At 64.9% G+C, this 19,805-nt stretch carries 20 protein-coding genes and 1 tRNA gene; 12 read left to right on the forward strand and 9 right to left on the reverse strand.

Features of this window, described 5'->3' with window-relative positions; genetic code table 11:
• Positions 1 to 59 precede the first annotated feature (59 nt).
• Together ISN38_RS18445 and ISN38_RS18450 are read right to left on the reverse strand one after the other, a co-directional pair.
• Positions 60 to 695: a phasin family protein gene (locus ISN38_RS18445; protein WP_003473848.1), complete on the reverse strand. Its 636-nt coding sequence runs from the start codon at positions 693 to 695 to the stop codon at positions 60 to 62.
• Between the two features lie 83 nt (positions 696 to 778).
• A complete protein-coding gene (locus ISN38_RS18450) occupies positions 779 to 2,053 on the reverse strand; it encodes a patatin-like phospholipase family protein (RefSeq protein ID WP_038237550.1) in 1,275 nt (424 codons plus the stop codon).
• Between the two features lie 87 nt (positions 2,054 to 2,140).
• On the opposite strand from ISN38_RS18450, the gene ISN38_RS18455 reads away from it, so the two are divergent.
• Positions 2,141 to 2,860: a DUF8198 family protein gene (locus ISN38_RS18455; RefSeq protein ID WP_004425972.1), complete on the forward strand. Its 720-nt coding sequence runs from the start codon at positions 2,141 to 2,143 to the stop codon at positions 2,858 to 2,860.
• Positions 2,861 to 2,918: 58 nt separating this feature from the next.
• On the opposite strand, the gene ISN38_RS18460 is transcribed toward ISN38_RS18455, so the two are convergent.
• On the reverse strand, positions 2,919 to 3,194 hold the full coding sequence (locus ISN38_RS18460; protein WP_003473856.1) for a polyhydroxyalkanoic acid system family protein: 276 nt from the start codon (positions 3,192 to 3,194) through the stop codon (positions 2,919 to 2,921).
• A 119-nt stretch (positions 3,195 to 3,313) separates the two neighbouring features.
• On the opposite strand from ISN38_RS18460, the gene ISN38_RS18465 reads away from it, so the two are divergent.
• Positions 3,314 to 4,111 (forward strand): FHA domain-containing protein, encoded by a 798-nt coding sequence (locus ISN38_RS18465; RefSeq protein WP_047325008.1) that lies wholly within the window; start codon positions 3,314 to 3,316, stop codon positions 4,109 to 4,111.
• Here the strand turns inward: ISN38_RS18465 and msrQ are convergent.
• On the reverse strand, positions 4,080 to 4,715 hold the full coding sequence (msrQ, locus tag ISN38_RS18470; RefSeq protein WP_003468300.1) for a protein-methionine-sulfoxide reductase heme-binding subunit MsrQ: 636 nt from the start codon (positions 4,713 to 4,715) through the stop codon (positions 4,080 to 4,082). The two genes, ISN38_RS18465 and msrQ, sit on opposite strands and share 32 nt — an antisense overlap.
• 94 nt (positions 4,716 to 4,809) lie before the next feature.
• The gene (gene msrP, locus ISN38_RS18475) at positions 4,810 to 5,778 is read right to left on the reverse strand and encodes a protein-methionine-sulfoxide reductase catalytic subunit MsrP (RefSeq protein WP_047325007.1); all 969 of its coding nucleotides are present in this window, start codon (positions 5,776 to 5,778) and stop codon (positions 4,810 to 4,812) included.
• Positions 5,779 to 5,927: 149 nt separating this feature from the next.
• Between msrP and serC the strand changes: the two genes are divergently transcribed.
• The 3 genes from serC to aroA all read left to right on the forward strand — a co-directional run bounded on the left by serC (position 5,928) and on the right by aroA (position 9,801).
• A complete protein-coding gene (gene serC / locus ISN38_RS18480) occupies positions 5,928 to 7,013 on the forward strand; it encodes a 3-phosphoserine/phosphohydroxythreonine transaminase (protein WP_206711959.1) in 1,086 nt (361 codons plus the stop codon).
• A gap of 78 nt (positions 7,014 to 7,091) precedes the next feature.
• The gene (pheA, locus tag ISN38_RS18485; protein ID WP_003468293.1) at positions 7,092 to 8,276 is read left to right on the forward strand and encodes a prephenate dehydratase; all 1,185 of its coding nucleotides are present in this window, start codon (positions 7,092 to 7,094) and stop codon (positions 8,274 to 8,276) included.
• A 211-nt stretch (positions 8,277 to 8,487) separates the two neighbouring features.
• Positions 8,488 to 9,801 carry a 3-phosphoshikimate 1-carboxyvinyltransferase gene (gene aroA, locus ISN38_RS18490; RefSeq protein ID WP_003468292.1) on the forward strand — a complete coding sequence of 438 codons (1,314 nt, stop codon included), beginning with the start codon at positions 8,488 to 8,490 and terminating at the stop codon, positions 9,799 to 9,801.
• Positions 9,802 to 9,884: 83 nt separating this feature from the next.
• Here the strand turns inward: aroA and ISN38_RS18495 are convergent, their stop codons facing one another.
• Together ISN38_RS18495 and ISN38_RS18500 are read right to left on the reverse strand one after the other, a co-directional pair.
• A complete protein-coding gene (locus ISN38_RS18495) occupies positions 9,885 to 10,103 on the reverse strand; it encodes a hypothetical protein (RefSeq protein WP_003468291.1) in 219 nt (72 codons plus the stop codon).
• Positions 10,104 to 10,208: 105 nt separating this feature from the next.
• Positions 10,209 to 10,868 carry an energy transducer TonB gene (locus ISN38_RS18500; protein WP_003468290.1) on the reverse strand — a complete coding sequence of 220 codons (660 nt, stop codon included), beginning with the start codon at positions 10,866 to 10,868 and terminating at the stop codon, positions 10,209 to 10,211.
• A 141-nt stretch (positions 10,869 to 11,009) separates the two neighbouring features.
• Between ISN38_RS18500 and serS the strand changes: the two genes are divergently transcribed.
• From serS to ISN38_RS18535, 7 genes are all read left to right on the forward strand, one after another.
• Positions 11,010 to 12,290: a serine--tRNA ligase gene (gene serS, locus ISN38_RS18505; protein ID WP_003468289.1), complete on the forward strand. Its 1,281-nt coding sequence runs from the start codon at positions 11,010 to 11,012 to the stop codon at positions 12,288 to 12,290.
• A 562-nt stretch (positions 12,291 to 12,852) separates the two neighbouring features.
• A complete protein-coding gene (locus tag ISN38_RS18510; protein ID WP_003468288.1) occupies positions 12,853 to 13,839 on the forward strand; it encodes a LysR family transcriptional regulator in 987 nt (328 codons plus the stop codon).
• A gap of 218 nt (positions 13,840 to 14,057) precedes the next feature.
• Positions 14,058 to 14,147, forward strand: a tRNA-Ser gene (locus tag ISN38_RS18515).
• A gap of 83 nt (positions 14,148 to 14,230) precedes the next feature.
• Positions 14,231 to 15,697 (forward strand): site-specific integrase, encoded by a 1,467-nt coding sequence (locus tag ISN38_RS18520; RefSeq protein ID WP_206711960.1) that lies wholly within the window; start codon positions 14,231 to 14,233, stop codon positions 15,695 to 15,697.
• A gap of 308 nt (positions 15,698 to 16,005) precedes the next feature.
• Complete coding sequence (locus tag ISN38_RS18525) at positions 16,006 to 16,359, forward strand: site-specific integrase (RefSeq protein ID WP_241753968.1); 354 nt, start codon at positions 16,006 to 16,008, stop codon at positions 16,357 to 16,359.
• Positions 16,360 to 16,428: 69 nt separating this feature from the next.
• Positions 16,429 to 16,992: a hypothetical protein gene (locus ISN38_RS18530; protein ID WP_206711961.1), complete on the forward strand. Its 564-nt coding sequence runs from the start codon at positions 16,429 to 16,431 to the stop codon at positions 16,990 to 16,992.
• A gap of 488 nt (positions 16,993 to 17,480) precedes the next feature.
• Positions 17,481 to 18,095: a hypothetical protein gene (locus ISN38_RS18535; protein WP_206711962.1), complete on the forward strand. Its 615-nt coding sequence runs from the start codon at positions 17,481 to 17,483 to the stop codon at positions 18,093 to 18,095.
• A 65-nt stretch (positions 18,096 to 18,160) separates the two neighbouring features.
• Here ISN38_RS18535 and ISN38_RS18540 read toward each other — a convergent pair whose 3' ends face one another.
• Both ISN38_RS18540 and ISN38_RS18545 read right to left on the reverse strand, forming a co-directional pair.
• Positions 18,161 to 18,649, reverse strand: a complete 489-nt coding sequence (locus ISN38_RS18540; RefSeq protein ID WP_206711963.1) for a hypothetical protein — start codon at positions 18,647 to 18,649, stop codon at positions 18,161 to 18,163.
• 1 nt (position 18,650) lies between these two features.
• Positions 18,651 to 19,658 (reverse strand): toll/interleukin-1 receptor domain-containing protein, encoded by a 1,008-nt coding sequence (locus ISN38_RS18545; RefSeq protein ID WP_206711964.1) that lies wholly within the window; start codon positions 19,656 to 19,658, stop codon positions 18,651 to 18,653.
• Positions 19,659 to 19,805: the final 147 nt, after the last annotated feature.

The raw sequence follows: 19,805 nt of genomic DNA on the forward strand, positions 1-19,805 counted from the left end.
GATGGACTGGCGGGTCCGTCCCAATTTTCGGAAAAAACCTGCTGCTTTGCAACAAAACCTTATTCAGCGGGCGTCTGCGCCGCGGTGCGCTTGCGGCTGGCGCGTTTCGGCGCGGGCGTGGCGCTGGCCACGACCGGACCGGCACGGCGTCGCGCCGGCGCTGCCTGCCTGGTCGGGCGGGACTTGGGTGTGGCGGTCTTTGCCGCCTTTCTGGCTGCCGGCCCTTTGGCCGGCGCCTGGCGTGCACGACGACCGCTGCCCAGGTTGCGCAGTTCGGCATTCAAAGCGTCTACGCGATCGACCAGCGTGCCGAGGTCTTCGCGGCTTGGCACTTCCAGCCTGCGCAATGCGCGTTGCACCCGGTCCTCGAACACCTTCTCCAGCCGGTCCCAGGTATCGGCGGCGCGTTCGCGCGCCTGGCCGACCCGGTTCTCCACCACGTCGCGCACCGCATCGACGCCGCCGCCGGCCAGCTTGCGCGTGCTTTGCTCCAGGGTCAGGCCTTCCTTGACCAGGGTTTCGAACAGCTTGCCGCCTTCGGCCTGGGCGCGGCCGAACGCGCCGACCCCGGCCAACCACACCTGTTGCGCCGATTCGCCCAGGCGCCTGGACAGCTTTTCCGCCTGCGCCTGCAGGCCCTCGTCGCTGGCGGCGGCGGTCTTCTTCTTGCGTGCGGATTTCTTCAGAGTGGCCATGACGATGCGGTTCCTTCGGCGGTTGGGGGGCTGGATGCGAGACTCACGGCGTTGGTTAGAGCAATCACACCAGCGCCGGCGCCTCAGTCGGTGGAAAGCGGCGGCGCGCGCCGGGTGCGGCGGCTGGCGCGGCGCCGGGAGATGACCTGATCGACGTCGTCGAGCGCGCGGCGCAGGCGGGCGGTGGCTTCGGTGGTGCGCCCTTGCTGCACGTCCACCCCGTCGGTGAAGGTGCGCTGGCGATCGTTGAGGATCTCGTGGCGCAGGGCGATGCCGTGCGCGGCCAGCATCGGTTCCAGCACCTCGGCGTTGCGGCGCAGGTCGGCCAGGGTGTTGCGATAGGCCAATTGGCAGACGCGGTGGCGCGCTGAATAGCTGAACAGATTGGTGAAGAACAGTTCGCTGTTGTCGGCATTGGGCTCGAATACCAGCTGGTCCACGCGCGGGTATTGCTGTGCGTACTTCTCCAGCCCGACCTGCATGCGCGATTGCAGCAGGGTGCGGAAGGTCTGCGACAGCACCGCCGGCAGGCCGCCGCTGAGCAGCCGCGCGCGGTCGATCTGGCCGTTGCAGCGCGGCGCGTGGGTGGCGTCGTAGGGTACCAGCGGATTGATCCCGATCATCAGGTCGATGCCGCGCTCCAGCAGGGTGGAGGCGTGCATCGTGCGCCGCAGCGCGCCGTCGACGTAGTGGCGGCCGTCGATCTCCACCGGCGGATACAGACCCGGCAGCGCGGCGCTGGCCTGCACTGCCAGCGAGATCGGCACCTGGTCCATGCCTGGTTCGCCGAAACGCACGGTGCGGCCGCTGTCCAGGTCCACCGCGACCACGAAAAGATCGGTGTCCAGCGCGCGGAAATCGTTGCTGCGGCCGCGCCGGCTGAACACGTCCTGCATGAAGCGCTCGACCCCGGCGTTGTCGAACAGGCCGCTGGGCACCAGCCCGCCAAAGCGGGTGATCAGGTCCGACCAGCGGGTCTTGCGCGGCTCGGTCAGCAGGTCGTGCCACCAGCCGTAGGCGAGCTTGGGCAGGGTCGCGGCGCGGCGCAGGTATTCGTAGACGTTGGGGCGCAGGAAATCCTCGGGCCGGAAACGCGCATCGTCGCTGTTGCCGGTGACGAAGATCCTGCAGATCTCGGCGCTGCTGATGCGATTGGCCAGGCCGGCGGTCAGGAACGCACCGGAACTGACCCCGACGTAGCAGTCCAGCCGGGTCAGGTCGAGTCCGTCCAGGGCCTCGTCCAGCGCGCGCAGCGCGCCGAGTCCGTACATGCCGCCGATCGGGCCGCCGCCGGCGATGGCCAAGCCGATGCGGCCGTGGGAACGGGGGCGTGGCGAGGCGCTGTGGAGGGAAAGCATGCGCGGTCCGCGAAGGGCGTTGGTCGGAGTGTAGCCGAGCGGCATGATGCTTGCGGTCACGTCCGGCGACCAGCATCATCGGCGCCCATGGCGCGCAGCAATCCCGTCCTGGAACGACTTGGCCGCCGTTTGGCGTGGCATCAGGCCGTGCACGATCCGGCGCGCGAGCCGCGCAACGCGCTGCGCTGGCTGCAGGAGCTGCGGCGCTGGCAGACGCAGCGGCTGGAGCGTAGCTTCGAGCACTTCCTGGAAGACCCGCAGCGGCGCCCGGCGGCGATGTTCTTCCTGACCGACGTTTATGGCGACCGCGACTTCAGCCGGCGCGATGCCGACATCGTCAAGGTGCTGCCGATGATGCAGCGGCTGATGCCGGCCACGCTGCTGAACACGGTCGCCGACGGCATCGAACTGGGCGTGCTGACCCACGCGCTGGATCTGCGCATGGCCGAAGCGTTGCACGCGCTGGCGTCACGCCGCAAGCGCCTGGACGAGGCGTTGTACGCCGAGGCTTACCGGCACACCGGCCTGCGCCGCCTGCGCCTGCACCAGATCGACCTGATCGCCAGCGTCGGCCTGGGCCTGGCCACTGCGGTGCACACCCCGGGCGTGCGCATGCTGCTGCGCTTCGCGCGCGGCCCGGCCAAGGCGGCGGGACTGTCGGAGCTGCAGGGGTTCCTGGAACGCGGTTTCGACGCGTTCTCCAAGCTCGGCGACGCCGAAGGCTTCATCGGCGATATCGAGACCACGGAGCGTGAAGTGTCGCGGCGCCTGTTCGCCGCACACCCGGAGCCGTTCGCCTTCGACTGAGCGGCGCGTCTTACCCTCACCCCAACCCCTCTCCCGGCGGGATAAGGGCTGTTACTGCTCAGCCCAGCTTTTCGGCCAGCACGCGGCGGATCTCGCTTTCCACCGTGCCCTTCAGCGCCGACAACAGAAAGCCCAGCTCGGCGGTGACGTGCACCTGCTTGGGCAGCAGTTCGATACGCCCGTCCACGCCGGAGCGCGAGAACAGCAGCGCATCGCCGTCCCAGCGCGATTCCAGGTCGAAACGTTCGGATAGCTTCTTGGCGGCGTCTTCGATCGCCTTGCGTGCCTGTGCGGGGGTCTTGCCGTGGTCGTGGCGGATGTCGATGCTGGACATGCTGGCTCCTGTGCGGGCACGCGGCCCATGGAAAAGATCAGGCATTGTGCGTATGCGCGCAGTGTTGTCCAGGCGCGGCACGCTTCTTCAAGCGCGGGCAACCTGCTAGGCTCCCCGCCGTGCCCGACCTGCAAGTCCATTTCAGCAACCGCCAGCAACCCGACCGACCCTTGCGCGCGGGCGTGCACCGCATCGTGCGGCAGGCGTCCGGGCAGGTGCGCGTGGTCGACGACACCCGGGGCGCGCTGCTGCTGGCGCAGTTCTGCCTGGACCGGCGCGGACTATGGCTGCAGGTGGCCAACGGCGCCCGCGGCATCCACGTGAATGGCCGTCCGGTGCGGCGCATGGCGCTGTTGCGCGCCGGCGACGCGGTCTATGCCGATGGCGTGGAAATGGTGGTGCAGGGCGCGTGCGAGCCGCTGCAGCGCCTGCCCGATGCGGCCGAAGGCGAGGGCGACGATCCGCGGCTGGTGCTGCGCGGGGTCGGCGGCCAGCACCATGGCCGCAGCTATACCCTGGACCGGGTGCGCAGCATCGGCCGCCTGCGCGACTGCGACATCTGCATCGACGATCCGGCCTTCGCCGAACGCCATGCGCGCCTGGAGCGGCATGGCGAGCGCGTGCTGCTGCGCGGGCTCGGCGATGCACAGACCCAGGTCAACGGCAATGCGGTACGCGATTGCTGGCTGCAGCCGGGCGACCAACTGGTGTTCGACACGCAGCACCGCTTCGTGCTGGAGGTGCCGCAGGTGGTCGCCGGCGAGCCGCTGAAGCACGATCCGGCCCGCGTCGCGCCGGCCGCCGCAGCGGAACCCGCACCGCGCCCGGCCACCGCTTTGCGCTGGCCGTGGCTGCTGCTCAGCGCCTTGCTGCTGGCCGCCGCGCTCAGCGGGCTGCTGTGGTTCGGCGCGCGCTGAGCGCCCGCCAGCCGCGCCAGCCCAGCAGCAGCGCCAGGATCGCCGCGTACAGCAGCGGTTCGCGGATGTCCGATTTCACCAGCCACCAGAAGTGCAGCACCGCCAGCACGCCGATCGCGTAGATCGCCTTGTGCAGCTTGCCCCAGTTGCGCTTGAGCCGGCGCATCCAGCCCTGGGTGGAAGTGATCGCCAGCGGGATCAGCAGCAGCCAGGCGATGAAGCCGACGGTGATGTAGGGACGCTTGACGATGTCCTCGAAGATCTGCGCCCAGTAGCCGCGCAGGTCCAGACCCAGATACACGCCCAGGTGCACGCAGGCGTAGAAGAACGCGTACAGCCCGAGCATGCGCCGGAACCGCAGCAGCACCGATTGCCCGCTCAGCTGCCGCAGCGGCGTGATCGCCAGGGTCAGCAACAGCAGCCGCAATGCCCACAGCCCGGTGCGGTGCTCGATCTCGGCCACCGGATCGGCGCCGAGCGCATCGCTGCCGCTCTGCCACACCTGCCAGAACTGCCAGCCCAGGTAAGCCAACGGCGCCAGCGCCAGCACATGGACCATGCCCTTGGCCGCGATCAAACCAGAGGGCCCGGACTTCACCGCCATGTCGCGACTGCCCCGACCAAGCAACGCGCCCGCCCAACGCCGAAACCGCCGGCTTTTTCCGGGCCCCGAGTCCCGAGTCCCGAGTTCCGATCGTTCAATACCATTTCTTCAGATCCATCCCCGCATACATCCCCGCCACCTGCTCGGCATAGCCGTTGAACGGTCGGGTCGGGATGCGTTCGGCGAACAGCTTGCTGGCCTTGCCGGCGATGCGGCGCTCGGTCTTCTGGCTCCAGCGCGGATGGTCCACCGCCGGATTGACGTTGGAGAAAAAGCCGTACTCCGACGCCTGCAATTCGTGCCAGGCGGTTTCCGGCATGCGCTCGACGAAGCGGATCTCGACGATCGACTTGATGCTCTTGAAGCCGTATTTCCACGGCACCACCAGTCGCAGCGGCGCGCCGTTCTGCTGCGGCAGCGGCTTGCCGTACAGGCCGGTGGCGAGCAGGGTTAGCGGGTTCATCGCCTCGTCGATGCGCAGGCCTTCCTTGTACGGCCAGTCGATCGAGCGGTAGCGGATGCCGGGCATCTGTTGCGGATCGGCCAACGTGGTGAAGGCCACGTACTTGGCCTTGGAGGTCGGGCCGAAGCGCTTGAGCACCGCGGCCAGCGGCACCCCCAGCCACGGGATCACCATCGACCAGCCCTCCACGCAACGCAGCCGGTAAATGCGCTCCTCCGGGCTGCTGCCCTTGAGCAGGTCGTCCAGCGCCAGCGTGCCGGGCTTTTCGCATTCGCCGGACACCTTCACCGACCACGGCGCGGTGCGCAGGGTCTTGGCGGCTTTCGACGGATCGGTCTTGTCGGTGCCGAATTCGTAGAAATTGTTGTAGCTGGTGACGTCCTCGTAGCGGGTCAGCTCTTCGCTGGTGCGAAAGCCGCTGCGCGCCTGTTCCGGGGTCACCACGGTCTTCGGCGGGGCCGGCGGCTCGGCGTCGGCGCAGCCGACCAGGCCGACCGCAGGCGCCAGCGCCAGGGCCTGCAGCAGCCGCCGCCGATCGCGGTAGAGCGCCTCGTCGGTGATCTGGCGGCTGGGGATGTTGAGCACATCGCGCAATGACATGGCTGACTCCTGGAGGGGCGGACGAGCGCCGACGACTTCAGCACAGACTACGCGTGGGCGGGGTCAATGGATGCAAATGCAACCTAAATTGTGCGGGCCGCAAGCTGCTGCGCTGCGGCATACTAGGCGTCTTGTCCGATAGGTGCCCCATGACACGCGCGTTCAATTTCAGTGCCGGCCCTGCTGCATTGCCGGAATCGGTCCTGCGCCAGGCGCAGGCGGAAATGTTGGAGTGGAACGGCGTGGGCGCCTCGATCGTGGAGTTGAGCCACCGCGGCGCCGAGTTCATGGCGGTGGCGGCCGAGGCCGAGGACGATCTGCGCCGCCTGATCGGCATCTCCGACGACTACGCGGTGCTGTTCCTGTCCGGCGGCGCCACCACCCAGCAGGCGCTGCTGGCGCTGAATTTCGCCGCGCCCGGGCAGACCGTGGACTACGTGGTGACCGGGCATTGGGGCAAGACTGCGATCAAGCAGGTGACTCCGTACGCCAACGTGCATGTCGCCGCCAGCAGCGAGGCCGGCGGCTTCCATGACATCCCGCCGCGCGCCAGCTGGCAACTCAGCGCCGATGCCGCCTATGTGCACATCACCGCCAACGAGACCATCCACGGCGTCGAGTTCCGCGACGCGCCGGACGTGGGCGCGGTGCCGCTGTTCGCCGATTTCAGCTCCAGCATCGCCGCCGAGCCGATCGACGTGTCCAGGTACGCGGTGATCTACGCCGGCGCGCAGAAGAATCTGGGGCCGGTCGGAGTGGCCGTGGTCATCATCCGCAAGGACCTGTTGCAGCGCAGCGGCCAGCCGCGTGCCGACATCTTCGACTACCGCTCGCACGCCGCGCGCGATTCCATGCTCAACACGCCGCCGACCTGGAACTGGTACCTGGCCGGGCTGGTGTTCAAGTGGATGCTGGCCGAGGGCGGGGTTGAAGAGTTCGCGCGCCGCAACCAGGCCAAGTCGGCGCTGGTGTACGCGGCGATCGACGGCTCTGGCGGCTTCTATCGCAACGACGTGGTGGCCGGCGCGCGCTCGCGGATGAACATCCCGTTCTTCCTGCCGGACGACACCCTCACCGCGCGCTTCGTCGCCGAGTCCAAGGCCGCCGGATTGCTGGCGCTGAAGGGCCACAAGGCGGTCGGCGGCATCCGCGCCTCGCTGTACAACGCGATGCCGGTGGCCGGCGCGCAGGCGCTGGTCGCCTTCATGCGCGACTTCCAGCAGCGCAACGGCTGAGTCATCCCCCTGTAGGAGCGGCTTCAGCCGCGACCGGATGCCTCACGGGCGCTCCGGAACATCGAGGAACCACGATCCATGGCCGCAAAGCCGAACAAATCCCGAACCGCAGACGCCGAATCGAGCAAGCCGGCCAAGCCGGGTAAGCCGAAATCGACCGCCATCGCCACGCCCGCCACCGCGGCGCCGGCGCTGGCCGATGTGCGCGCCAAGATCGACGAGATCGACCGCACCATCCAGGCACTGATCGCCGAGCGCGCGCAGTTCGCGCACCAGGTCGGCAAGGCCAAGGGCAAGCTCGCCGCGGCGGTGGACTATTACCGTCCCGAGCGCGAGGCGCAGGTGCTGCGCATGGTGGTGGACCGCAACCAGGGCCCGCTCAGCGATGAAGTGCTGGTGCATGTGTTCCGCGAGATCATGTCCGCGTGCCTGGCGCAGCAGGAGCCGCTGAAGATCGGCTATCTCGGCCCGGAAGGCACCTTCAGCCAGCAGGCGGTGCTCAAGCATTTCGGCCGCTCGGCAGTGGGCCTGCCGATGGCGACGATCGAGGAAGTGTTCCAGGAAGTGGAGAGCGGCAACGCCGATTTCGGCGTGGTGCCGGTGGAGAATTCCGGGCAGGGTACAATCCAGGTCACGCTGGACATGTTCCTGACCTCGAACCTGAAGATCTGCGGCGAGACCGAGCTGCGCGTGCACCAGTACCTGCTGTCGCGCAATGGCCGGCTGGATGCGATCGAGCGTATCTATGCGCATCCGCAGTCGTTCGCGCAAACCGCCGGTTGGCTGCGCGCGCATTTGCCGAAGGTGGAGAAGATCCCGGTGTCGAGCAATGCCGAGGGCGCGCGGCGCGCGCGCAATGCCGAGGATGCGGCAGCGATCGGCGGGGAGAGTGCGGCGCATGTGTATGCGCTGAAGAAGGTGATCATGAAGTCGATCGAGGACGACGACGACAATACGACGCGCTTTCTGGTGATCGGCCGGCAGATCTTTCCGCCGTCGGGCCACGATCGCACGTCGGTACTGGTGTTCATCCACGACAAGCCGGGTGCGCTGTTCGATGTGCTGAGTCCGTTCGCGCGGCATGGGATCAGCATGAACCGGATCGAGTCGCGGCCTTCGCATCAGGCGAAGTGGGAGTATGGGTTCTTCATCGATCTGGCCGGGCATGTGGAGGATGAGTCGATGAAGCAGGCGCTGGCGGAGTTGAAGGCGCATTCGGCGCAGATCAAGGTGTTGGGCTCTTATCCGGTGGCGGTGCCTTGATCTGCTCTTTGCGACTGCTGTAAGTGGTTTGGCGGTAGAGCAAAAGCAAAAGAAAGAGCAAAGGCTTTCGCGCTTTGCGCGACTTACTTGTTCAAAGCGAACGGCAACAGCGGCAGCAACAACGCAAGCAACGGCAAGATCAATAGCGGCGGCAAGATCAACAGCAACAGCGGGTCCGCCGGACGGGTGGCTGGCAATCTCAGGAATAGTGATGAGCAACGAGCAGTACTGGATCGCGACGAAGGGCTCTGCTTTGCGGGGGACGTTGAATATGCCGGGCGACAAGTCGGTCTCGCATCGGGCGGTGATGTTCGCGGCGCTGGCCGATGGCGTGTCGCGCATCGATGGGTTCCTGGAGGGCGAGGACACGCGGTCGACCGCGGCGATCTTCGCCAAGCTGGGGGTCAGGATTGAGACGCCGTCGCCGTCGCAGCGGATCGTGCACGGGGTCGGCGTCGATGGCTTGCAGGCGCCGCAGGGCGAGCTGGATTGCGGCAATGCCGGGACCGGCATGCGGCTGCTGGCCGGATTGCTGGCGGCGCAGCCTTTCGATAGCGTGCTGGTCGGCGATGCGTCGCTGTCCAAGCGGCCGATGCGCCGCGTCACCGAGCCGCTGGCGCTGATGGGCGCGCGCATCGACACCGACGCCAACGGCGTGCCGCCGCTGCGTATCCATGGCGGGCAGCCGCTGCACGGCATCGACTTCGCCTCGCCGGTGGCCAGTGCCCAGGTCAAGTCGGCGGTGCTGTTGGCTGGGCTGTATGCCGATGGCGTCACTTCGGTGCAGGAAGCGCATCCGACCCGCGACTACACCGAGCGCATGTTGTCCGCGTTCGGCGTGGAGATCGCGTTCGAACCCGGCCAGGCGCGCCTGCGCGGCGGCCAGCGGCTGCGCGCCACCGATATCGCGGTGCCGGCCGATTTCTCCTCAGCGGCGTTCTTCATCGTCGCCGCCAGCATCGTTCCCGGCTCGGACATCATCCTCAAGGCGGTCGGCCTCAATCCGCGCCGCACCGGCCTGCTCGCCGCGCTGCGGCTGATGGGCGCGGACATCGTCGAGCACAATCACAGCGAACATGGCGGCGAGCCGGTGGCCGACCTGCGCGTGCGCTACGCGCCGCTGCGCGGGGCGCAGATTCCCGAAGCGGTGGTGCCGGACATGATCGACGAGTTCCCGGCGCTGTTCGTCGCCGCCGCCGCCGCGCAGGGCCAGACCGTGGTCACCGGCGCGGCCGAGCTGCGGGTCAAGGAATCCGACCGCCTGGCCGCGATGGCCACCGGTCTGCGTAGCCTGGGTATCGTGGTCGACGAGACGCCCGACGGCGCCACGATCCATGGTGGCCTGCTGGGCGGCGGCGTCATTGAAAGCCACGGCGACCACCGCATCGCGATGGCGTTCTCCATTGCCGGCCAGCTGGCCGATGGCGAGGTGCGGATCAACGATGTGGCCAACGTGGCGACCTCGTTCCCGGGCTTCGACACGCTGGCGCGCACTGCCGGATTCGGCCTGGTCGCCAGTGTCTGAGGCGAGTCGCGGCCGGTAGTACACGGTCGCCTCAACGCTCGATCACCACCGCAGGGCGGTGAATCCAGGGTAGGAAGCGGGGTTTACAGAGCGCGCGGTGGATCGCTGGCCGGCGTCGCCGGAGCCGGCGCACTGGAAGGGGTCGGGTCTGCGCGATCGCGGCCCAGCCACCAACCGCTGGCGACCAGCACCAGCGCGATCACGACGATCCATGCCCACGGCGACCCATGATGGACGTGCGGACGCCCTGCGTCATCGTGCTTGCGCGGATACAGCTCCTGCGTATCGTGCGGTCTGGACATGGGCGTGCTCCTGCGGCGTGGGACGCGGGCAGTCTTGTCCCGATACGGTTAGCGGTGTGTCAGCCGCCCGTGAACGACGGACGCGCGCCGCAAGCGCGGTTCAGCTTACTGAGCCGGCTTGAAATCGAACGGAATTTCGAGGCTGCCGGCCACCGCCTGTCCCTTCTGCTGCGCCGGACGGAAGCGCCAGCGGCGCACCGCTTCCATCGCCGCGCGGTCCAGTTCGCGCGAACCGCTGCGCCTGACCAGGGCCACGCCGCCGGGGGTGCCGCTGGCGTCCACCTCGACCCGCACCACCACCGTGCCGCTGTCGCCGCGGCGCAAGGCCGCCGGCGGATAGCGCGGCGGCGGTTGCCCTTCCAGCGGCACCGGACGATCGCCCGGTGCCAGTGCGGTGGCGTTCGTCCCCGCAGCAGCGCCCTCGCTGCCGCCGGGCAGCGGCGCCATCGCGTCGGCCGGCGGCGGGGCAGGTGGCGCGGTCTCGACCAGTTTCGGCGCATCCTCCGCTGCCGGCGGCTGGGCTTGCGGCATGTCGCTGGCGCCGCTGCCGGCGGGAAGAGGCTCGGGCAACGGCTTGACCTCCGCCGCATCCTGCTGCACCTGCGCCGGCTGCGGCTTGTAGAAGTGGTTGTCCTTGCGCCCGACTAGCCACACACCCAGGAACAGCAGCAGCCCGGCGCAGAAGGCGATGCCGACGATCACGAGGAGGCGGCGCGGCAGGCGCAGCACGATGCCGCTGTTGGACGACGGAGGCGACGTGGACATGGGACTCACCATAGGCAACCGCTGGATTCTGGCATAGCCGCGGTTAATCGGGTGCGCAGCGGGGCGTAGCTTCCCTGTTTCGGCAAAAGCGCGGCCGACAGGCGATAATGCGCGGCTCCGATCCATCCACGTGCCGCGCCCATGCTCGATCCCGTCCTGCTCCGTCAACAGCCCGCCGATCTCGCCGAGCGCCTGCGCACCAGCCGCGGCTATGCGCTGGACGTGGCCGCCCTGGAAGCTCTGGAGGCCGACCGCAAGCGCATCCAGGTGCGGACCCAGGAATTGCAGAGCCTGCGCAACAGCCGTTCCAAGGCGATCGGCCAGGCCAAGGCCAAAGGCGAGGACGTGACCGCACTGATGGCCGAAGTGGTTGGATTCGGCGACGAACTGAAGGCCTCCGAACAGCGCCTGGATGAGATCCGCGCGCAGCTGGAGACGCTGGCGCTGGAGATTCCCAACCTGCCGCAGGCCGACGTGCCGGCCGGCAAGGACGAGGCCGACAACGTCGAGGTGCAGCGCTGGGGCACGCCGCGCGCGTTCGAGTTCGATGTCAAGGATCATGTGGAACTGGGTGCTCGCCACGCATGGCTGGACGGCGAGACCGCGGCCAAGCTGTCGGGCGCGCGCTTCACCGTGCTGCGCGGGCCGATCGCGCGCCTGCACCGCGCGCTGGCGCAGTTCATGCTCGACTTGCACACCGGTCCGCACGTATACCAGGAAACCAACGTACCGGTGATCGTCAACGCTGACAGCCTGTACGGCACCGGCCAGTTGCCCAAGTTCGAAGAGGACATGTTCGCCACCCAGTTGGGCGAGCAGAAGCGCTACCTGATCTCCACCTCGGAAATCTCGCTGACCAACCTGGTCCGTGACGAGATCGTCGAGGCCGAGCGCCTGCCGCTGCGCATGACCGCGCACTCGCTCTGCTTCCGCTCCGAGGCCGGCAGCGGCGGCCGCGACACCCGCGGCATGATCCGCCAGCACCAGTTCGAGAAGGTGGAACTGGTCAGCATCTGCCGTCCCGAGGACAGCGCCGCCGAGCACGAACGCATGACCCGCTGCGCCGAGGTGGTGCTGGAAACGCTGGGGCTGCCGTATCGCAAGGTACTGCTGTGCACCGGCGACATGGGTTTCTCGGCGACCAAGACCTACGACCTGGAAGTCTGGCTGCCGTCGCAACAGACCTACCGCGAGATCTCCTCGTGCTCCAACTGCGGCGACTTCCAGGCGCGGCGCATGCAGGCGCGGTGGCGCAATCCCGCCACCGGCAAGCCGGAACTGCTGCACACGCTCAACGGTTCCGGCACCGCGGTCGGCCGCGCGATGATCGCGGTGATGGAGAACTACCAGAACGCCGACGGCTCGATTGACGTGCCCGACGCGCTGCGTCCGTACATGGGTGGTATCGACCGCATCGGTTGAGCCGCAGGCCCCGCGCAAGGCGGCGCGACCGCCGGTCTTGCGGCAGTATCCGGCGGCATCTGTGGGAGCGACTTCAGTCGCGACGGGCATTACCGGGAAAGCCTGTCGCGACCGAAGTCGCTCCCACGGCCGTTGCCAATTGACGAAAACCGCTCTGGTTTGGCGTCCTGCGCCTGGCCGCTGTGCGGATGCGTGGCTGCGTATTCGCCCACCCTCTGGCAAAGATTTCCATCCGACCTGCCATCCCCGGCACTTCGCTCGCCTGCGTTCGGAGCAAGACGCGTTCGATCGGCAACCAAGACGCCGGTGTTGCTGCATGCTTGAATCGCTGCGAACGACCCAGCAGCCACTGGCCGATGCAAAGCACAGGGCCGGGGCAGGGCGTTCACGCGATCGCGCTGTCGCAAAACGGGAGCTGCTGCGTCGTTGCTGCCGGAACGGGCCGCCGCCGCTGCGTTCGCGATGCGCCATGTCAGCCATGCCCGATTGCACAGCCTTGATCGTTGTGGGAGTAGAATGAACCCAACGCGATTTCATTCATCGTTCTAAATATCGAAAGAACATGCACGATCTCAACGACCTGTACTACTTCGCGATGGTGGTCGATCACGGCGGTTTCGCCGCCGCCGAGCGCGCCCTGGGCATTCCCAAGTCGCGCCTGAGCCGCCGCATCAGCCAGCTGGAAACCGATCTGGGCGTGCGCCTGCTGCAGCGCTCCACGCGCCGCTTCGCGGTCACCGACCTGGGCATGAGCGTGCACCGCCACGCGCAGATGATGCTGGCCGAGGCGCAGGCCGCGCGCGAGGTGGTGGACCGGCTCAGCGCCGAGCCGCGCGGCCTGGTGCGGGTCAGCGTGCCGGTGTCGCTGGCGCAGATGCAGCTGCCCAAGCTGCTGCCGATGTTTCTGGACCAGTACCCGAAAGTGCGCTTGCAGTTGAACATCAGCAACCGCCGCGTGGACATCATCAACGAAGGCTACGACGTCGCGCTGCGCGTGCGCTCGCGCCTGGACGACGACGGCAGCCTGGTGATGCGCAGCTTCGGCCAGGTGCAGGAACTGCTGGTGGCCAGCCCCAAGTACCTCGACCGCGCTGGCCGTCCCAAGGATCCGGAAGAACTGTCCGCGCACGTGACCTTGAGCATCAGCGAAGACGAGGCGCGGCAGCGCTGGGAACTGCACGGACCGGCCGGCGAAGTGCGCCGCGTCGACCTGCAGCCGCGCGTGGCCGGCTTCGACTTCCCGCTGCTGCAGTCCATGGTCAAGGACGGCTTCGGCATCACCCTGCTGCCGGAAACGGTCTGCGCCGACGCGGTGCGCAACGGCGAACTGGAAGTGGTGCTGCCGGAATGGTCGCTGCCGCAGGGCATCTGCCACGCCGTGTTCGCCTCGCGCCGCGGCCTGCTGCCGGCGGTACGCGTGTTCATCGACTTCCTCGCCGAGCACCTGCCGCGCCAGATCGAGGGCTCGCGCCTGCACTGCGGCAGCTGCCCGGAGCGGGTCAAGGCCAAGCATTCGACCCTGGGCGCGATGGCTGTCGAGGCCGGCTGAGCAAAACCCGAGCCGGCTTAGCAAAACCGGCGCGGCCGTGCGAAAATGCGCTGCGGCACGCTAGCGCAGCATCGAGATGTCTTTGGCGATGCGGCCGTCAACGTGGCGCGATGACGTTGCGGCTGAAAGCGCAGGGTACCGGCACTATCCTGCAGGCATGCAGGCATGCAGGCATGCAGGCATGCATTCGTCCGGCGTGACGCGGCCTGATTGCAATCGGAGAGATGGCCGAGCGGTTTAAGGCACCGGTCTTGAAAACCGGCGAAGGGTCAAACCTTCCGTGGGTTCGAATCCCACTCTCTCCGCCACTAGATCCTAAATCATTGATTTGAAATTGAAATCTTGATTTGGGTCGATTGGAAGGCAGGAAGCATGCAGAGGAAACGCTCGCATGCGCATTCCACATCACTTGAGCCGGTCTGCCACCGGCCGCTGGTCCTTCGTCCAGCGAGTCCCTGTCGATCTACAGGCGGTGCTCGACTGCCGGCTGATCAAGCGCACCCTTAGGACAAAAGACCTCGCCCAAGCCCACGTGCGTGCAGTGGTGCTTGGGTCGGGATATGCTCGGCTCTTCGCACAGTTGAAGGATCAACGCGTGGCCAAGCTCAGCAAAACGGATGCTGATCTGCTGATCGCTCGCCTGACGAGCGCCGAGAACCTCCAAGAGCTCACGTTGAATCGGAGCCGCGCCCCAGACGGCACGGTCACGGAGCAGTGGCAGATCGATAGCCCAAAGGATCTGAAGCTCTATCGCCTTCTGATGGAGCTCGAGGCGATGGATGCGGAGAATGCGCGGTCGCGTCCCTTGCCAGCCATGGCCCAATCCACTCCGATGCCGGCGCCTCGCGGTCCGGTCGCCTCAGCAGCGGCGCCCGCCATTGAGACGATGACGCTCGGCAAGGCCCGAGACGCGTTTCTGGCGACGCTCAAGCCTTCCTCGCTGCCCAAGACCTACACCATCAAAAAGACGGCCATTGAGGCGCTCGTGGCCTTCCTGGGACCGAAGGCAAAAGTCCACGCCATTACCCGCTCAGATTTGGCGCGCTGGTATCAGGACATGCGGGAGAAGGGCGCATCAACGCCCACGCTCACGAACAAGCAGTCCTATATTGGTGGCAAAGGTGGATTCTTCGAGTGGGCAATGGCCTCGGGCCACTACCCGCGAGGTGACAACCCTGCATCCGGCCATGTCAGCTATTCCCAGCGCGAGAAGCGGGCCCGTAAGAAGCTCGGGTTCAAGGCTTACGACAGGACCCAGATCCAAGCCCTGTTTGCACCAGACGCGCTCGCCAAGCTGTCAGAGTCCGCCCGCTGGGCATCGCTCCTTGGACTCTATACGGGTGCCAGGGCGTCCGAAGTGGGGCAGCTCCTTATCAAGGACGTGTTCGAGGAGGACGGCATCGCGTGCATCCGAGTGTCTGATGAAGGCGAACACCAAAAGGTCAAAACCGAGGTTAGCCTCAGAACGGTCCCGCTTCATCCCGAGCTGCTGAAAATGGGCTTCCTTGAATGGGTCGATGGGAAGCGAAAGGCTGGTCAGACAAGATTGTTCCCGGCCGCGAAGGCGACGGCGGTCAATGGGCAAGGCAACTGGATCACCAAAGCCTTCAGTCGGCACTTGGCTGAGGTGGGAAAGGGTTGGGAGCCGGCGAAAAGAGGTTTTCACTCGCTGAGGAAGACTTTCATCCAGGAGTTACAGGGCGCTGGGGTGGTGTCGGAGCTAAGAGCCCAGATCGTGGGGCATGAGCTAGATGACGAGCATCATTCGACTTACAGTCGGCCGTTTACAGTGACCGAAAAGCTCCATGGCTTTGGCCAGTGTCCGGGGCTCGATTCCGTGGACTTCCGGGCTCCTTGAGTGGAGGGTTATGTTGGTCGTAATTTAACTTGCCCTCTCGCACCAAGGAAATTAAGTGGATGCTTTACGGTTTCCGCCGTAGATCGTCACACCCGGGATGGTTGGCATGAAAGCTGACAGACGCCTCGGCTTATCTCACCGAGCCGCGCTATGCTCCAGACTTCAGAAGACATCAGGAGGATTCGAATAGTGCTTAACTCAAGGATCGGGGGCGGTCTATGTGTTGCTTCGCGCCCTTCGTTCATAGGAAATGCCCGTAAGTGCGGGTCTTCCATGTGCCTAGACCTCGGTTGGGCCTGTTGAAGCAAGTGGAGCAGCTCAAGGCCGCCAGCGAGGCAATGCTCTTCCCTAAACTGAGCTTCGACGCCAAGAACGGCCCGGCGGGCCGGACCCAGCACGCGTTCTCACGCTATCTGGTCGAGCTGGGCATCAAGGCGCGCAGTGGCGGCAGGCTGGGGCACCAAAGCTTCCGGGACACCGTCATCGGTGCGCTGAAGGCTGCTGGGGTCCACCGGGAGATGCGGGAGCAATACACCTGGCACGAGTTGTCGGACCGGCAGGAGCATGCCCATGCGTATGAAACGGAATTCGCGCCGTGCGTCTTGGCGGAAACGTATCACCCGAAGCTGAGGTGGGCGGTTAATCCGCGTCTGATGGATTGAGCTATAGGGTAGGTTGCGCAACTCAGAAAATACGGCGCTTTTTATTCAGTCTCTTAGTTAGGACCAATCATGACCCGTGAAGGTATTAGCAGCGAAAAATCAAGTGGGCAGGCAATGTCGGCAAGAGTTGTTGTAGGAATGGCTCATTCCAAAGCGGATTCTGGCGATTGGAAATCTAAGGGCTATGCCCTGATTGGGGTGGTTCCTAATGGATTATTTAAGGGGTTTTTTGAAACGCCCGAGGCTGCGAGGGCTGAGTTGATATCGAACGGATGGGAGGAAGTGCACTCAAATGTTCAAGCTGCATGGGAGCTCCCCTTGCGTCAAGATGAACTATCTGAGGGACTACCGGAGAGGCGCGAGCAGCGGCAGCGTAGGGCTTTTTCAGTTCAAACCTATGTTGCTCGCGCGTTTTCAGAAGATGGAATAAGGCTCTACGAAATCATAGTTTATGACGAGCATGGCCATGCTTTGCCTGCCCATGAGCAGCCGATGCGCCCTTTTCTCATCATCGAAGGTGGGCGTGTAGTGTTGGCCATGACTAAGGCTGAGGCCACCGCTGGGTTCAAGCATTACTGCGAAATGATTAAGGGTCGCAACTTGAAATCTGGGTTTTCTAATAAGTTCAAGTAGGTGGCAGGTTATTGCTCGATTTGAGTGGGGTCGTAGGGGACGTCAGATATGTTTTGGTCTTTCCACAGTCGCCCTGGTTGCACATAGTCATGGATGTGTTCTTGCCAATTGCTAACGGCTGCCCTGACGGCTGCGTTGGCTTCAAGGACGGCTTCGTCAACTGGCAGCCTCGTCAAGGCAGCTAGGAAGGCACGGTTCCAGAACTCTTCGATTGTCATTGCAGCCATGTCGTAGGGTGGGTAGGCTTTAATAGATCGAATTTTGGCTTTGTCAAATTACCAATGACTCAACCGTCTCTCGCTACATTGGAAATGCTTGACTGGCGGCGGCACGCTACCGGCTTTTGTATGCCTCAACGTTTTATAGGCAAGCAACCGACACCCGGCTGCTGGTCTGGCCTTGCCTACCAGGGAAGCTGTGGTGGCGGATCTTGAAGGACAGTTGGATTACCTGACGATAGTCTTCTTCTTTCGGCCCGGAACCTTCCCATGAGCATCCTCAATGTATTGCTACGCCCTGACCAGCTGCTCATTGCGGTCGACACCTGGGCGGAGGATGCGCTGACTCAGAAGCCGTCGGCGGGCGCCAAGCTGCTGCTCATCCCACAACACAATCTGGTGCTGGCTAGCCGTGGCTCAGCCCAGTTTTTCATGAAGATCTACGAACTGTCCCTTCAGGCGAGCTTCCGCGCCGACTTCGCCATGGAGCAGCTGATGGCCGAGCTCGGGCTGGTTATGGACCATCTTTGGCCGGACTACCTTCAGGCGGCTGCGGAGGCGGGCATAGCGCGAGACATCCTGCATAGCGAGCTCGTTCTGGGCGGCTGGTCACCGAAGAACGGCCGGATGATGGCGACGGCGTATGCCAAGGATGCGGGAGGTGGTCCGGCACGGGTGCAGCCGCTGGAAGGCGGTGTGGCGTCGCCTGGGGAGCCGCTTCGGGGGCGGGAAGATAGCTTCGAGCTTGGGGCCGTCTTGGAGGCTGGGCGGCTGCAGGCGGCCTATCTCAACGAGAGTATGGGGCGGACCGTTGCTGGTGGGAGACTTCTGGTCGCCGATCTGCGTAAGGGGCAAGCGACCATCACCGATTTGGCGGAACTGTAATGCCTCCTTCAAGCCTCGACCCGGTGTCGGCCTCATCGGTCGCACCGGTAGTTGATGGAGCTCGTTTACCGAGGGGGTCCAAGGGGCGCATCAGGACCCTGTCCGATCTGCCAGAGCACCCGCTTTTCGTGTCCGCTGCCTAGAACGACCTGCCACTTTGCGAATCCGGCAGAGAGGTTTCCCGTCGAGGGTAGGTCGGTCTCAAGGAAAATGCCGTCAAAGCCACCGAACGCGTGAGCCTTAGCCCTCGCGAGGAGGGATGTTCCCTCTCTGACCAAATTTCCGGGGAGAGAGCGCGAATAGTCTGCGCTGAACACGCTCGTCTCGTCGATTTCGATGCGAACTCCAGGAAACACCAGCCCAACCCAGCGGTCGGCACCGACGGCCTCGAACCAAGTGAACTGGTGGCTACCAGTCAGGATCAGGACGGCGTTTTTGCCCATCTTGGACGTGCCGATGAGCAGGGCCTCTTCTGAATCGTGCCTTGGCAGGATGAGCGAAAGAAGAGCGCAGGAACTCGCACTTCCTACCGTGAATTCGCTGGTCGAAATCATCTCAACGCCTGCGTGGATGGTTGCTTTGGCTCTGAAGTGGGCCGATGAGCTGCTCCCAAAGCACCTCCGCGGCCCCCTCCTGCGTCAACTTTTGCCCCCGATTTGATCCATACGAGGACATGCCCATGCTGGTGAGAAACAGGGATTGATCATCGCAGTCCACCGATAGCGACTCGTTGTAAGAGTTGCTATCGAGCGTCTCACCTTGAACGTAGTTGATACCTCCGAGCATCCCGCCCAAGTAGATCGTTGCCCGAGCGACGTCGTTCCCATCTTGGTAAATCGTGGAGAAGAAACGGTTGGCATCGATTCGTCGGAACGATCCTTCGTAGCCCGGGTTACGTTCTTCAAGCTCGTTGAGCGAGTTCTCGAAGTGCTTCGCGATGTATTCGAACGTTTCCGCCTTGAATTGATCTTTGTCCCGTTGCGTGAAGGTCTTGGCGAGACGCAAGTTGCTCGACCTCGGGCCTGGCCTTGCTTGAGTGATGCTTTCAATGGTCGAAGGTCCAGCCATGACCGGAGAGGCCAGTGCTTTGTTTGGCGCAACTGGCTTGGCCTGCTTGGCCGAGCGCTGTTTGGCGGCAGCTCGGACGGCTTGGGCCACATCCAAAAACGCTTCGTCGATATCCGCCCATTTCTTCACGGGTTTGCCATCCTGCGGAGCTGCCATCAGCTTCCCAAAAGGCGCGTGGTGCCAGTCGCAGGCTCTCAGAATGACGGGGATGACGGTTGCCTCACCCAACTCATGCCGTTCCAGGGCCCGAGTCATCTCCTTGTCGTAGCAGTAGTCCGACGCAATGAAATCCGGACTTACAAGGAGGAGGATGATGTCATCGCTATTGATGTGATTATCGATCGTCTTGTCGATTTCTTGGCCAGCAATGATGCGGCGGTCATGCCAGGTCTCAATGATCCCTTGGCGCTTGAGCATCGCGAGCTGCTTCTCGAGCTGGTCGCGGAGTTCTTCGTCTGCATGGCAATAGGAAAAGAAGACGCTAGGCAAGATCATGCTCCTTCAGGCGCTGGGCGGAGACTCGTGGGCCGATTCTATCCAAAGCAGGGGACCTAGGCTCATTGGACTGGTTGATGTTCCGCTGAGTATGGCTTGTGGCTGTCGCGGCTGATGCGACTGGAGGATGATCTGATCGTATCTCCT

This window comes from Xanthomonas translucens pv. undulosa (assembly GCF_017301775.1).
GTDB classification, from domain to species: Bacteria; Pseudomonadota; Gammaproteobacteria; order Xanthomonadales; family Xanthomonadaceae; genus Xanthomonas_A; species Xanthomonas_A translucens.

Excerpts from the sequence above, each read along its gene's own strand:
- ISN38_RS18445 (WP_003473848.1), bottom strand. The coding sequence starts at position 695 with ATGGCCACTCTGAAGAAATCCGCACGCAAGAAGAAGACCGCCGCCGCC.
- ISN38_RS18540 (WP_206711963.1), bottom strand. The coding sequence starts at position 18,649 with ATGATTTCGACCAGCGAATTCACGGTAGGAAGTGCGAGTTCCTGCGCT.
- ISN38_RS18545 (WP_206711964.1), bottom strand. The coding sequence starts at position 19,658 with ATGATCTTGCCTAGCGTCTTCTTTTCCTATTGCCATGCAGACGAAGAA.
- ISN38_RS18495 (WP_003468291.1), bottom strand. The coding sequence starts at position 10,103 with ATGTCCAGACCGCACGATACGCAGGAGCTGTATCCGCGCAAGCACGAT.
- serC (WP_206711959.1), top strand. The coding sequence starts at position 5,928 with ATGACACGCGCGTTCAATTTCAGTGCCGGCCCTGCTGCATTGCCGGAA.
- ISN38_RS18460 (WP_003473856.1), bottom strand. The coding sequence starts at position 3,194 with ATGTCCAGCATCGACATCCGCCACGACCACGGCAAGACCCCCGCACAG.
- ISN38_RS18450 (WP_038237550.1), bottom strand. The coding sequence starts at position 2,053 with ATGCTTTCCCTCCACAGCGCCTCGCCACGCCCCCGTTCCCACGGCCGC.
- pheA (WP_003468293.1), top strand. The coding sequence starts at position 7,092 with ATGGCCGCAAAGCCGAACAAATCCCGAACCGCAGACGCCGAATCGAGC.
- ISN38_RS18520 (WP_206711960.1), top strand. The coding sequence starts at position 14,231 with ATGCGCATTCCACATCACTTGAGCCGGTCTGCCACCGGCCGCTGGTCC.
- ISN38_RS18535 (WP_206711962.1), top strand. The coding sequence starts at position 17,481 with ATGAGCATCCTCAATGTATTGCTACGCCCTGACCAGCTGCTCATTGCG.
- msrQ (WP_003468300.1), bottom strand. The coding sequence starts at position 4,715 with ATGGCGGTGAAGTCCGGGCCCTCTGGTTTGATCGCGGCCAAGGGCATG.
- ISN38_RS18455 (WP_004425972.1), top strand. The coding sequence starts at position 2,141 with ATGGCGCGCAGCAATCCCGTCCTGGAACGACTTGGCCGCCGTTTGGCG.
- ISN38_RS18510 (WP_003468288.1), top strand. The coding sequence starts at position 12,853 with ATGCACGATCTCAACGACCTGTACTACTTCGCGATGGTGGTCGATCAC.
- ISN38_RS18530 (WP_206711961.1), top strand. The coding sequence starts at position 16,429 with ATGACCCGTGAAGGTATTAGCAGCGAAAAATCAAGTGGGCAGGCAATG.
- msrP (WP_047325007.1), bottom strand. The coding sequence starts at position 5,778 with ATGTCATTGCGCGATGTGCTCAACATCCCCAGCCGCCAGATCACCGAC.
- aroA (WP_003468292.1), top strand. The coding sequence starts at position 8,488 with ATGAGCAACGAGCAGTACTGGATCGCGACGAAGGGCTCTGCTTTGCGG.
- serS (WP_003468289.1), top strand. The coding sequence starts at position 11,010 with ATGCTCGATCCCGTCCTGCTCCGTCAACAGCCCGCCGATCTCGCCGAG.
- ISN38_RS18500 (WP_003468290.1), bottom strand. The coding sequence starts at position 10,868 with ATGTCCACGTCGCCTCCGTCGTCCAACAGCGGCATCGTGCTGCGCCTG.